The organism is Kitasatospora cinereorecta (assembly GCF_024172095.1).
Taxonomy (GTDB): Bacteria; Actinomycetota; Actinomycetes; order Streptomycetales; family Streptomycetaceae; genus Kitasatospora; species Kitasatospora cinereorecta.
Window position 1 is genome coordinate 70,992 of record NZ_JAMZDX010000003.1, and the last position, 12,391, is coordinate 83,382.

Below are 12,391 nucleotides of genomic sequence, written 5' to 3' on the forward strand. Positions count from 1 at the left end.
TCTGAATCCCGCTTGACTGCAGGCCCGGTGGCGGATTGCACGCTGGCCAACGAGCGGTGTCGGCGGTCGGTTACGCCCGGCACCGGTGACGGTCCGTCGGATGTCCCGCGAGGATTCACGCGCTCACCGGGCGTCGGGCGGCAGCAGACGGGCCAGGGTCCGCACCGCGCGGTACTGGAGGGTCTTGATGGCGCCCTCGTTCTTGCCCATGATCCGGGCCGTCTCGGCCACCGAGAGGCCTTGCAGGAAGCGCAGCGTGACGCACTCCTGCTGCTGCGGGTTGAGCCGGCGGACGGCCTCCAGCAGCGCCGCGTTGGACAGCGACTCCAGGACGGACTCCTCCGGGCTGCGCTCGCACTCGTTGGAGTCGAGCATCTCGCCGGTGGTGACCTCCAGCCGGAAGCGGCTGGACTTGAAGTGGTCGGCGACCAGGTTGCGGGCGATGGTGACCAGCCAGGCGCCGAAGTCCCGGCCCTGCCAGGTGAAGGTGCCGATCCGGCGCAGCGCGCGCAGGAAGGTCTCGCTGGTGAGGTCCTCGGCGGTGGCCCGGCTGCCGACCCTGTAGTAGATGTACCGGTACACGGTGTCGGAGTAGTGGTCGTACAGCCGGCCGAAGGCCTCGCTCTCGCCGTTCTGGGCGCGCTCGACCAGGTCGACGATCGGGTTGTGCTCGGTCTCGAAGCCGGGGCTGGGGGCGGTCCTGGAGCGGCCGCGGGTGCTGCCGCCGACGGTCGAGCGGCTCCGGGTGCCGGCGGCGCCCGCGGCGGTGGAGCGCAGCAGGGTGCCCGGACGCTGGGGGTGGGGGACGGGGGAGGCGAACGCGGCACCGGCCACGGCGGGGCGGGGGGCCGCGAGCAGCTCGAACTCGCGGATCGCGGCCCACAGCCGGTCCAGGCGCGCACCCCGGCGCAGGGTGGCGGCCTGTGGGCGGGAGGTGGCAGGCGCGTCGTTCCGGACGGGTGGGTACACGGGACTCCCAGAGGCAGAACTGTGGACGGATCACCTCCGCCTGCGCGGAGAGCACGCCGATTGACCTCCCGTCACCGGGTCGCGGGGCGGCGTGCATCCAGGAGAGAATAACGCTTTGTGCAATGACCGCTACACCCTGTGGTCGAAGTGGTCGTCAGAGGTCCACTTCTTGCGCATATTCACCTGTCACTGATCGAAGTTGTCGCCATCCATCCGGCGCAACGTGATCAGTTGTGCGCAGGGAGTGACCGGTTTCTCGGCGAACGGTGCAGCTTCCCAGCCCTGGTGATCCGTAACCCCTGACTTTCCCCAGTTGCCGAACGATCGGTTCCGGTCACGCGCGGTCCGGAGCGAAAGGCCGGTGGGGGAGGGTGGATTCACACCATGGTGTGAGCAGGAACCACCCGCGGGGTGGTTGGCCGGACGGCCGGTTGACGCCCTCGGGCCAGGGCGGTCCTCAGGCGGTCCGCCGGCGGCGGTGCAGCGCCACCGCCATCGCCGTCGCACCGGCCAGCGCGCCGAGCCCGACCGCGGCCGGCACCCCGATCCGGGCCGCCTTGCGCCCGGTCCGGAAGTCCCGCACCCGCCAGCCCATCGCCCGCGCGTGCCGGCGCAGCTGGGCGTCCGGGTTGATCACGTACGGGTGGCCGACCAGGCCCAGCATCGGGATGTCGTTGGCCGAGTCGCTGAACGCCGCGCAGCGCGCCAGGTCCAGCTGCTCGCGGCGGGCCAGCGCCTGCACCGCGGCGGCCTTGGCGGGACCGTGCAGCAGCCCGCCGACCAGTCGGCCGGTGTACTCGCCGTGCACCGTCTCGGCCACCGTGCCGAGCGCGCCCGTCATGCCCAGGCGCCGGGCGATGATCCGGGCCACCTCCTGCGGGGCGGCGGTGACCAGCCAGACCCGTTGCCCGGCGTCCAGGTGCATCTGGACCAGCGCCCGGGTGCCGGGCCAGATCTTCTCGGCCAGCACCGGCTCGAAGATCTCCTCGCAGATCCGCTCCAGGTCGGCGGTCCGCTTGCCGGCCACCAGGCCGAGCGCGGTGTCCTGGGCGTCGGCGATGTGCGCCGGGTCCTCGGCGCCGAGCACCCGGAACGACACCTGCTGCCAGGCGAACCGGGCGACGTCGCGCCGGGTGACGAACTTCCGCCGGTACAGGCCGACGCCGAGGTAGAAGATCGCGGCGCCGCGCAGGATCGTGTTGTCGCAGTCGAAGAAGGCGGCGGCGTGCGGGTCGCCGGGGGTGGGGGTGTGGTCCTCCACGGGCGCCTTCGGCGGCTTCGCGGCCTTCACCGGGCGGTCGGGCTCCTCGACGGCCCCGGCCGGCGCCGGGCCGTCGGCGGACTGCGCGTCCCCGGTCGCTCCGGTGTCCTCGGTCGGCCCCGCCTCGTCGGCCGGCCGCGGCCCGCCGATCGGCGGCCCGGACGCCGGAGCGGTCACGGCGGCCAGGTCCAGCTCGGCCGCGTCGGCCGCGGCCTCGCCCGCCAGGGCGGTCCGCTCGTCGGGGGAACGCCATGTCCGGGTGAGCCTTCGCAGCGCGGCCATGGCACCGAGCATAGCCAGCCGGGACGTCGGATCCCGTGACGGCGGTGTGCAGCGGCGGTTAACGGGATGCGGCGGGTGTGCGGGCGGCGCACGGCACAATGGCCCGGTGAGCCTGCTGCGACGCGAGAAGAAGAACCCGGCCGAGTCCACCGTGACGCTGATCGGCAAGCCCGGCTGCCACCTGTGCGACGAGGCCCGCACGGTGATCCTCAAGGTCACCGGCGAACTCGGGGCCGCCTTCGAGGAGAAGGACATCCTCCAGGACGAGGCACTGTACGAGAAGTACTGGGAGCAGATCCCGGTCACCCTGGTCGACGGGCGCCAGCACGACTTCTGGCGGGTGGACGAGAAGCGCCTGCGTACGGCGCTGGGGGCCTGATCCCGGGCGAGTGCGTTTGCTCACCTCGGTGAGTTCCGGCTTACGCCCGGGTGAACCGTCGGTCTACGATCCGTGCTGTCCGTGTCCGCCGGGGGCTGCCTGCAGAAGGAGGGCGCGATGACCGGCTATGCCGTCGTCGACGTCGAGGCCTCCGGCCGAAGCCCCTGGCGCCACCGCGTGGTGGAGGTCGCGGTGGTGCTGCTGGACGCCCGGCTGCGCCCGGAGGGCGAGTTCGCCACCCTGATCGACCCGGTGGGACCGGTCGGTCCGACCCATGTGCACCGGATAGCGCAGGAGGACGTGGTCGGCGCCCCGCGCTTCCGCGAGGTCGCCCCCCAACTGCTGGACCTGCTGGCCGGCCGGGTGCTGGTCGGCCACCACGTCACCTGCGACCACGCCTTCCTCGACCGCGAGTTCGCCCGGATCGGGGTCGCGCTGCCGCCCGTCCCCCTGCTGTGCACCATGCGGATGGCCCGCGACCGGCTGCCCGAGGCGGTCGGCTGGGGCCTGGCCGCGTGCGCGGCGGCGGCCGGATTCGGCCCGTACCCCGCCCACACCGCGCTCGGCGACGCCCGGGCCACCGCCGACCTGCTGCGGCACTGCCTGGGCGCCGTGGCGACCCCGCCCGCCGAGCTGCCCGCCGCGGCCGCGGTGCCGTGGCCCCGGCTGGCCCGGGCCCGCTCGCTGGGCGAGGAGCGGCCGGTGCCGCTGGTCCGCCGCGAGCTGCCGGCTCACCGGTCGCCGCACGACGCCGGGTACCCCGGACCGTCGCTGACCGCCACCGGCGGCGAGTGATGCGTGTCACTGTGCCGGGACAAAACGGACACCATCTTTGTGCACACGTTCACAAACACATAGCCTGGCTGCCAAAGCCCAGCTTCACCCTCGGGAGCACCGTGGCAATCGGCCGATCCACTCCAAGCAGTTCGCAGACGCCCGACGCGGGCGCCGCGCGCCGCCCGTCGCGTGCCCGGGGAATCCCGGAGGCGACCGTGGCCCGGCTGCCGCTCTATCTGCGGGCGCTGACCGCGCTGTCCGAGCGCTCGGTGCCGACCGTCTCCTCCGAGGAGCTCGCCGCGGCCGCCGGGGTCAACTCGGCCAAGCTCCGCAAGGACTTCTCCTACCTCGGCTCGTACGGCACCCGCGGGGTCGGCTACGACGTCGAGTACCTCGTCTACCAGATCTCCCGTGAGCTGGGTCTCACCCAGGACTGGCCGGTCGTCATCGTCGGCATCGGAAACCTGGGCCACGCGCTCGCCAACTACGGCGGGTTCGCCTCCCGTGGCTTCCGGGTGGCCGCCCTGCTGGACGCCGACCCGGCGGTGGTCGGCTCCACCGCGGCCGGACTCCCGGTGCGGCACATGGACGAGCTCGAGGACATCGTGACCGCCCAGCAGGTGTCGATCGGCGTCATCACCACGCCGCCCGGCGCCGCCCAGCAGGTCTGCGACCGGCTGGTCGAGGCGGGCGTCACCAGCATCCTGAACTTCGCCCCGACCGTGCTGACCGTCCCGGACGGCGTGGACGTGCGCAAGGTCGACCTCTCGATAGAGCTCCAGATCCTCGCCTTCCACGAGCAGCGCAAGGCCGGCGACGAGCCCGGCGCCGGCGACTCGGTCCTCGACCGCGCCCCCGGCCCGGTCCGCGCCGCCGCCGCCAAGCTCCGCCGTGCCGCCGGCGGCACCGCCAAGGCCGAGCAGGCCAAGGGCAAGACCGCCCAGGGCACCGAGGGCGACCTCTCCGCGGTGATGCCGGCGTGAAGCACAATTCCTGTATCGCAGCAGGGGGACAGTCATGAGCTTGTTGGTTGTCGGCCTCAGTCACCGCACCGCACCGGTCGGTGTGCTGGAGCGCGCCGCGCTCACCGGCGAGACCCCGACCCGCCTGCTGCACGACGCCGCCGCCGCCGTGACCGTCGGCGAGGCCGCCCTGGTCAACACCTGCAACCGGATCGAGCTCTACGCGGACGTGGACAAGTTCCACGCCGGCGTCGCCGAGCTCTCCCTGCTGCTGGCCCGGCACAGCGGCGTCGACCTGGACGAGCTCACCGCCCACCTGTACGTCCACTACGAGGACCGCGCCGTCCATCACCTCTTCTCGGTGGCCTGCGGCCTGGACTCGATGGTGGTCGGCGAGGGCCAGATCCTCGGCCAGCTGCGCGACGCCCTGGCCAAGGCCCAGGACGAGCACACCGCGGGCCGCGGCCTGAACGAGCTGTTCCAGCAGGCCCTGCGGGTCGGCAAGCGCGCCCACAGCGAGACCGGCATCGACCGGGCCGGCCAGTCGCTGGTCACCTTCGGCCTGGAGCAGATCGCCGCGGGCGCCGGGGAGATCGCCGGCAAGCGCGCCCTGGTGGTCGGCGCCGGCTCGATGAGCTCGCTCGCCGCCGCCACCCTGGCCCGCAGCGGCGTGACCGACCTGCTGATCGCCAACCGCACCGCCGTCCGCGCCGAGCGGCTGGCCGAGATCCTCGGCGGCGGCGCCCGTACCGTCGACTTCGCCAAGGTCCCCGAGACGCTGGCCGACGTCGACCTGGTGATCTCCTGCACCGGCGCGGCCGGCACCGTGATCAACGCCCCCGAGGTGGCCGCCGCGGTCGCCGCCCGGACCGGCGGCCTGCGAGCGGTGACGGCCCCGCTGGCCTTCCTCGACCTGGCCATGCCGCGCGACGTCGACCACGCGGTGCACGGCCTGCCCGGCGCCCTGCTGGTCGACCTGGAGAGCCTCTCCCACGCGCACGCCGCCACCCCCGGCGCCGGCGACGTCGACGCGGTCACCCGGATCGTCGCCGACGAGGTCAACGCCTTCGGCCAGGCCCAGCGCGCCGCCCGGATCGCCCCCACCGTGGTGGCGCTCCGCTCGATGGCCTCCGACGTGGTCAGCAGCGAGCTCGGCCGCCTGGAGTCCCGCCTGCCCGACCTGGACGAGCGCTCCCGCGCCGAGATCGCCCAGACCGTCCGGCGGGTGGTCGACAAGCTCCTGCACTCGCCCACCGTCAAGGTCAAGCAGCTCGCGGCCGAGCCCGGCGGCGCCTCCTACGCGGAAGCGCTGCGCGAATTGTTCGACTTGGACCCCGCGGCGGTGCAGGCTGTCTCCGGCACCCCGATCGGCACCCAGACCGGGGCGTCGATCCCGGCGGGCGCCCTGCCGGAAATGAGCAGGGGTCCGGCCGACACCGGCGCCGCGCCCACCGCCGGAGCGACCAGATGAACCACCAGTCCCCCCACCAGCACGACCAGGACGATCCCCACATGAATGGTCAAGAGTCAGCGACGCCCCTGCGGCTCGGCACCCGCCGCAGCGCACTCGCCATGGCCCAGTCCGGCATGGTCGCCCGGGAGGTCTCCCGGGTCACCGGCCGTCCCGTGGAACTGGTCGAGATCACCACCTACGGGGACACCTCCCGCGAGGCGCTCGCCCAGATCGGCGGCACCGGCGTCTTCGTCTCGGCCCTGCGCGACGCACTGCTGGAGGGCCGGATCGACCTGGCCGTCCACTCGCTGAAGGACCTGCCCACCGCCACCCCCGCCGGCCTGCTGCTGGCCGCCGTGCCCGAGCGCGAGGACGTCCGCGACGCCCTGGTCGCCCGCGACGGCCTCACCCTCGAGCAGCTGGTCGAGAAGCTCGCCGGTCACCCCGCCCGGATAGGCACCGGCTCCCCGCGCCGGATGGCCCAGCTCAACGCCTGGGCCTCGGCCCGCGGCGCCGCTCTGGAGACCGTCGCCATCCGCGGCAACGTGGACACCCGGATCGGCTACGTCGCGGGCGGCGAGCTCGACGCCGTCCTGCTGGCCACCGCCGGCCTCAACCGGCTCGGCCGCGCCGCGGAGATCACCGACCACCTCGACCCCGAGCTGATGCTCCCGGCCCCCGGCCAGGGCGCCCTCGCCGTCGAGTGCGTCGACCCCGCCCTCGCCCAGCAGCTGAGCGCCCTCGACCACCTGCCCACCCGGGCCGCCGTGGTCGCCGAACGCGCCCTGCTGGCCACCCTGGAGGCCGGCTGCTCCGCCCCCGTCGCGGCGCTCGCCACCTGGCAGGGCACCGAACTGCGGCTGGAAGGCGTGGTCGGCACCCCCGACGGCGCCACGCTGCTGAAGAAGACCGCCAACGGCCCGCTCGTCCTGGACGAGAGCGCCGAGGAGCAGGCCGCGGCCCTGGGCCGCGCCCTCGCCACTCGGTTGCTCGACTCCGGAGCGGCCAACCTGATGGGGGAGCGCGCGCGATGACCGCCACCTCTAACGCCGGCCGCTGCAGCTTCCTGGGCGCCGGCCCCGGTGACCCCGGGCTGCTCACCCTGCGCGCGGTCGACGTGCTCACCACCGCCGACGTGCTGATCGCCGACCCGATGACCGCCGCCGCGGTCCGCTCGCACTGCCCGGCCGGCGTCCAGGTGCACCACCCCGCCGAGGAGAACGACCTCGACGTGGCCAAGCTGGTCGCGGACGCCGTCCGCGCCGGCAAGCACGTGGTCCGCACCGTCGACGGCGACCCCGGCCTGGACGGCTGCGCCGCCGAGGAGATGCTCTGCTGCGCCCGGGCGGGCATCCCGTTCGAGCTGATCCCCGGTGTCGCCCAGTCGGTCGGTGTCCCCGCCTACGCGGGCGTCCCGCTGCGCGGCAGCCACGGCGCCGACCTGCGCTTCGTGGACGCCGCCGCGCTGCTCTCCGGCCAGCAGGTCGACCTCGGCGCCCCGGAGACCACCCTGGTCGTCCGTACCACCCTGGGTCAGCTGCCGGCCACCGCCAACGCGCTGGTGGCCAACGGCCGAAAGCCCGAGTCGGCGCTGTCCGCGACCCTCTCCGGCACCACCACCCGCCAGCGCACCTTCACCTCCACGCTGGCCACCATCGCCGCCGACCTCAAGGCGGCCCGGGTGCTGCCCTCCCCGGTGTCGGCCCCGGTCGACCCGGCCACCCCGGTGATAGCCGTGGTGGGCGACCAGGTCGCCCACCGGGCCTCGCACTCGTGGTTCGAGACCAAGCCGCTGTTCGGCTGGAACGTCCTCGTCCCGCGGACCAAGGAGCAGGCCCACGGCCTCTCCGAGCAGCTGCGCTCGTACGGCGCGGTGCCGCAGGAGGTGCCCACCATCGCGGTGGAGCCGCCGCGCACCCCGCAGCAGATGGAGCGGGCCATCAAGGGCCTGGTCACCGGCCGCTACGAGTGGATCGCCTTCACCTCGGTCAACGCCGTCAAGGCGGTCCGGGAGAAGTTCGAGGAGTACGGCCTGGATGCCCGCGCCTTCGCCGGCATCAAGGTCGCCGCGGTCGGCGAGACCACCGCGCAGGCCCTGGTCGACTTCGGCGTCAAGCCCGACCTGGTGCCGAGCGGCGAGCAGTCCGCCGCGGGCCTGCTGGAGGACTGGCCGCCGTACGACCCGGTGTTCGACCCGATCGACCGCGTCCTGCTGCCGCGCGCCGACATCGCCACCGAGACCCTGGTCGCCGGCCTGGTCGAGCTCGGCTGGGAGGTCGACGACGTGACCGCGTACCGCACGGTGCGCGCCTCGCCGCCGCCGGCCGAGACCCGCGAGGCGATCAAGGGCGGCGGGTTCGACGCGGTGCTGTTCACCTCGTCCTCCACCGTGCGGAACCTGGTCGGCATCGCCGGCAAGCCGCACAACGTCACCATCATCGCCTGCATCGGTCCGGCCACCGCCAAGACCGCCGAGGAGCACGGCCTGCGGGTCGACGTGATGGCTCCGGCCCCGTCGGCGTCCGCCCTGGCACAGGCCCTGGCAGACTTCGGAGCCGGTCGCCGGGACGCCGCGGTCGCGGCCGGTGAGCCGGTCTACCGGCCGAGCGAGCGCCGACCCGGGTCGCGCCGCAAGGCCGCCCGCTAGTTCGCGTCGTCCCAGGGGCGCGGGGAACTGCGCGACCGGGCACCCCGAAGGTGCACGGTTGCGCGCGCGGTTCCCCGCGCCCCTGGGAGTCCGCAGAGGAGAGAAGGCATGTCCGCCGAATTCCCGTACGTCCGTCCCCGCCGGCTGCGCTCCACCCCGGCGATGCGTCGGCTGGTCGCCGAGACCAGGTTGCACCCGGCCGAGCTGATCCTGCCCGCCTTCGTCCGCGAGGGCATCAGCGAGCCGAAGCCGATCACCTCGATGCCGGGCGTGGTCCAGCACACCCGGGACACCCTGCGCCGGGCGGCCGTGGAGGCGGCCGAGGCGGGCCTGGGCGGCATCATGCTGTTCGGCGTGCCCGAGGTGCAGGACGCGATCGGCAGCGAGGGCACCAACCCGGACGGCATCCTGCAGCAGGCGATCCGCGACGTGGTCGCCGAGGTCGGCGACCAGCTGGTCGTCATGTCCGACCTGTGCCTGGACGAGTACACCGACCACGGCCACTGCGGCGTGCTCGCCGCGGACGGCAGCGTGGACAACGACGCCACCCTGGAGCGGTACGCCGAGATGGCGGTCGTGCAGGCGGACGCGGGCGTCCACCTGGTCGGCCCGTCCGGCATGATGGACGGCCAGATCGGTGTGGTCCGCCGGGCGCTGGACGAGGCCGGCCACCAGGACACCGGCATCCTCGCCTACACCGCCAAGTACGCGTCGGCGTTCTTCGGCCCGTTCCGCGAGGCGGTCGGCTCCTCGCTCAAGGGTGACCGCAAGTCGTACCAGCAGGACCCGGCCAACGCCCGGGAGTCGCTGCGCGAGCTGGAGCAGGACCTCGCCGAGGGCGCCGACCTGGTGATGGTCAAGCCCGCGATGGCGTACCTGGACATCCTGCGGCAGGTCGCCGACGCCTCCCCGGTGCCGGTCTCCGCGTACCAGGTCTCGGGCGAGTACGCGATGGTCGAGGCCGCCGCGGCCAACGGCTGGGTGGACCGCGAGCGGATCATCCTGGAGACGCTCACCTCGATCCGCCGGGCCGGCGCCGACCAGATCCTCACCTACTGGGCGGTCGAGGCCGCCCGGATGCTCGGCTGACACCGCTCGACCGAACTCACCGGAAGGCCGGGCCGCCCAGGGCGGCCCGGCCTTCGGTCTGTCAGGGCGTCAGCCGATGTGGATGATGCCCGCGGCGCCGCCACCGGTCGCCGTGGAGGTCGCCCAGCCCCACTTGTGGCCGGCCGTGAAGATGTGGTCGGTCTCGGCGAAGCCGGCCTCGTGGAACGCCACGAAGGGCTCGTCGGCCGTGGCCACGCCCTCGGCCGCGCCGCCCGCGTCCACGTGCGCGTAGGCGGGGGCGGAGATGCCGGCGACGGCCAGCGCCGCGACCGCCGTCAGAACGACCTTGCCCAGCTTGCTGTTCATCAGTGGTCCTCTCTGGAAAAGGGGATGATCTACACGTGATCACACGGCGCGCCCGCGGGTGCGGAGTACGCGCCGGGCCCGCGGCCTGTCACCCGTACGCGCCGCGGACGAACGGTCCTTGGGGCGCCGGGGCGGGGTCGCAGACGAAAAACCGCCGGGCCCGGGGGGTTGCTCCCCCCGAACCCGGCGGCCGACTGTGCTGCGGTGATCAGCCGATCAGGTGGCTGACGCCGCCGTCGCCGCTGCCCAGGGTGTTCTGGCCCACGACGCAGGTCTGCTCCGGGTTGTTGTTGAGGACGTTGGCCTCGATCGGGATCGCGAGACCGACGATCGCGCCGACACCGATGTTGTGGACCTCCGGCAGGCAGAGGTTCGGGTTGTCCAGGGTGTGGAAGTTGGGGCTGTGGTTGCCCTGGGTGCCAGTGGCGTTGGTGCCGCCGTTGCCCTGGACCGAGGCGGCCGAGCCGTCGGAGTCGGCGATCGCCATCGCGGGGGAGGCGGCCATGGTGAGGCCGGCGGCGGCGATACCGGCGGCGGCGAGAGCCTTCTTGATCATCTCTGGAGTTCCTTTTCGGATCTGATGGAGGTGGAGCAGTGGCCCAACTCGTGGCTCGAACTGGGCGGTTGGCCGAACCGGCCGGGGGAGCGGACCGGGTCGGTGCGGCCGCGCGGAGCGGGGGCTCCGCGGGCCGCGGGGCAGTGACGGGACGTCAGCCGACCAGGTGGCTGACGCCGCCGTCGCCGCTGCCGACGGTGCCCTCGCCGACCACGCAGGTCTGCTTGGGCTGGTTGTTGAGAGCGTCCACCTCGACCGGGACAGCGACGCCGAGGATGCCGACGCCGATGTTGTGGATCTCCGGGAGGCAGACGTTCGGGTTGTCGAAGAAGTGGAAGTTCGGGCTGTGGTTGCCCCAGGTGCCGGTGGCGTTGGTGCCGCCGTTGCCCTGGATGGACGCGGCCGAGCCGTCCGAGTTGGCGATGGCGCCGGCGGGGGCGGACGCCGCGGCCAGGGCAGCGGCAGCCATGCCGACGGACGCGAAAGTCTTCTTGAGCATGGGGAGATACCTCTCTGAAATGCTGTTGCCCGGCCGGTCGCGACGGGCTGTGTACTTCTTCCGTCCACCGCACTCAACGAGAAGTCGGGCCGGTGGTTGTTAGCCCGTTGGAGGGGATTCGCGATCCGCTCCGCAACCCGTCTCGTCTGCGACGTCCGGATCAAAGAGCGGCGGGCGGGAAAGTTACGGGATCTCCGGGAAAATCGTCGACGATCTCTCTTGGTGCGCACATTGCGGTCGGATTATTAGGCCGTTCCGGTTACCTGGTGCTATCCCGTCCGCCGGTGGCTCGTTCAGGCAGGGTGCCCACGCATCAGCCACGCACAGAACGGTGAACAGCATGAAGCTCTCCAAGCGGGCGACCGGTGCCCTGCTGCTGGCGGTCGGCGCCGGCGTCGCGAGCACCCAGGGCCTGGCGCACGCCGCCCCGAAGACCCCCGCTGAGGTGGCGGCCATCGAGAACCAACTCGGCCACCAGGAGGTGCCGTACACCATTCCGCTCGGCGCGGCGACCTCGCAGGTCCCGCTGCTGCCCGAGGGCGGTGAGATCCACGGCTCGGTCCCCACCTCGCCGCTGATGCCGCCCACCGAGACCAACGAGGACCCCTCGCAGCCGATCCCGGCGCACATCCTGCCCGCGCTGAACGGCGGCAAGGAGGGGCCGTCGCTGGGCGCCAGCCTGCCGCTGCCCGCCGCCGACCACTCCGCCGACCTGGGCACCCTCGGCCTGGACGCGCCGGCCGCGCCGCTCAACCTGGCCAGCCCGGCGCTGGGCATCGGCCGTCCGGTCTCCTTCGTCCAGGGCCAGAGCGGCCAGCTCGCCGACGCCGCGCTCTCGCTCGACCAGGTCGACCCGCACGTGGTGACCGGCCCGGTGCAGGCCGTCCCGGGCGCCAAGGCCGAGCTCGGCGGCCCGGACCAGAAGCTCTCGGTCACCGACTCGGTGCGCAACCTCACCGCGACCACCACCGGCACGGTCGGCGGGATCCTGGACCAGGCGGAGCCCGTCGAGACGGTCGGCTCGGCGCTGGACCGGAACGCGGTCTGACGGATCGCGGACTCACGGATCCCGGTCCGGCGGATCGTACCCGGTCGGCCCGCACCCGACCGGCGGTCCGTACGCCGGTGGCCCGGTGAACTCCCGGCACGCGTGAGCCCGGCACCCCCGCGGGGGCGCCGGGCTCCGTGGC

General features: G+C 73.4%; 13 protein-coding genes. 8 read left to right on the top strand and 5 right to left on the bottom strand.

Annotation, left to right across the window (positions count from 1 at the left end):
* Positions 1-123: 123 nt before the first annotated feature.
* Positions 124-969 (bottom strand): ECF subfamily RNA polymerase sigma factor, BldN family, encoded by an 846-nt coding sequence (locus FHR36_RS13860; RefSeq protein WP_407660830.1) that lies wholly within the window; start codon positions 967-969, stop codon positions 124-126.
* Positions 970-1,426: 457 nt separating this feature from the next.
* Positions 1,427-2,512, bottom strand: a complete 1,086-nt coding sequence (locus tag FHR36_RS13865) for an HAD family hydrolase (RefSeq protein ID WP_253796867.1) — start codon at positions 2,510-2,512, stop codon at positions 1,427-1,429.
* A gap of 106 nt (positions 2,513-2,618) precedes the next feature.
* Between FHR36_RS13865 and FHR36_RS13870 the strand changes: the two genes are divergently transcribed.
* The 7 genes from FHR36_RS13870 (at position 2,619) to hemB (ending at position 9,819) form a co-directional block, all read left to right on the top strand.
* Positions 2,619-2,891, top strand: a complete 273-nt coding sequence (locus FHR36_RS13870; RefSeq protein WP_253796868.1) for a glutaredoxin family protein — start codon at positions 2,619-2,621, stop codon at positions 2,889-2,891.
* 117 nt (positions 2,892-3,008) lie between these two features.
* Complete coding sequence (locus FHR36_RS13875) at positions 3,009-3,686, top strand: 3'-5' exonuclease (RefSeq protein ID WP_253796869.1); 678 nt, start codon at positions 3,009-3,011, stop codon at positions 3,684-3,686.
* A 101-nt stretch (positions 3,687-3,787) separates the two neighbouring features.
* The gene (locus FHR36_RS13880; protein WP_253796870.1) at positions 3,788-4,651 is read left to right on the top strand and encodes a redox-sensing transcriptional repressor Rex; all 864 of its coding nucleotides are present in this window, start codon (positions 3,788-3,790) and stop codon (positions 4,649-4,651) included.
* Between the two features lie 34 nt (positions 4,652-4,685).
* Positions 4,686-6,101: a glutamyl-tRNA reductase gene (locus tag FHR36_RS13885; RefSeq protein ID WP_253796871.1), complete on the top strand. Its 1,416-nt coding sequence runs from the start codon at positions 4,686-4,688 to the stop codon at positions 6,099-6,101.
* Between the two features lie 41 nt (positions 6,102-6,142).
* Positions 6,143-7,117, top strand: a complete 975-nt coding sequence (gene hemC, locus FHR36_RS13890; RefSeq protein ID WP_253796872.1) for a hydroxymethylbilane synthase — start codon at positions 6,143-6,145, stop codon at positions 7,115-7,117.
* Entirely contained in the window at positions 7,114-8,730 is a 1,617-nt protein-coding gene (locus FHR36_RS13895) for a bifunctional uroporphyrinogen-III C-methyltransferase/uroporphyrinogen-III synthase (protein ID WP_253796873.1), read from the top strand. The genes hemC and FHR36_RS13895 overlap by 4 nt, the downstream gene beginning before the upstream one ends.
* 108 nt (positions 8,731-8,838) lie before the next feature.
* Entirely contained in the window at positions 8,839-9,819 is a 981-nt protein-coding gene (gene hemB, locus FHR36_RS13900) for a porphobilinogen synthase (protein WP_253796874.1), read from the top strand.
* A 69-nt stretch (positions 9,820-9,888) separates the two neighbouring features.
* Here hemB and FHR36_RS13905 read toward each other — a convergent pair whose 3' ends face one another.
* The 3 genes from FHR36_RS13905 to FHR36_RS13915 all read right to left on the bottom strand — a co-directional run bounded on the left by FHR36_RS13905 (position 9,889) and on the right by FHR36_RS13915 (position 11,201).
* Entirely contained in the window at positions 9,889-10,146 is a 258-nt protein-coding gene (locus FHR36_RS13905) for a hypothetical protein (RefSeq protein WP_253796875.1), read from the bottom strand.
* A 208-nt stretch (positions 10,147-10,354) separates the two neighbouring features.
* On the bottom strand, positions 10,355-10,702 hold the full coding sequence (locus tag FHR36_RS13910; RefSeq protein WP_253796876.1) for a rodlet layer protein: 348 nt from the start codon (positions 10,700-10,702) through the stop codon (positions 10,355-10,357).
* Between the two features lie 154 nt (positions 10,703-10,856).
* Entirely contained in the window at positions 10,857-11,201 is a 345-nt protein-coding gene (locus tag FHR36_RS13915; RefSeq protein WP_253796877.1) for a rodlet layer protein, read from the bottom strand.
* A gap of 340 nt (positions 11,202-11,541) precedes the next feature.
* On the opposite strand from FHR36_RS13915, the gene FHR36_RS13920 reads away from it, so the two are divergent.
* Positions 11,542-12,249 (top strand): hypothetical protein, encoded by a 708-nt coding sequence (locus tag FHR36_RS13920; RefSeq protein WP_253796878.1) that lies wholly within the window; start codon positions 11,542-11,544, stop codon positions 12,247-12,249.
* Positions 12,250-12,391: the final 142 nt, after the last annotated feature.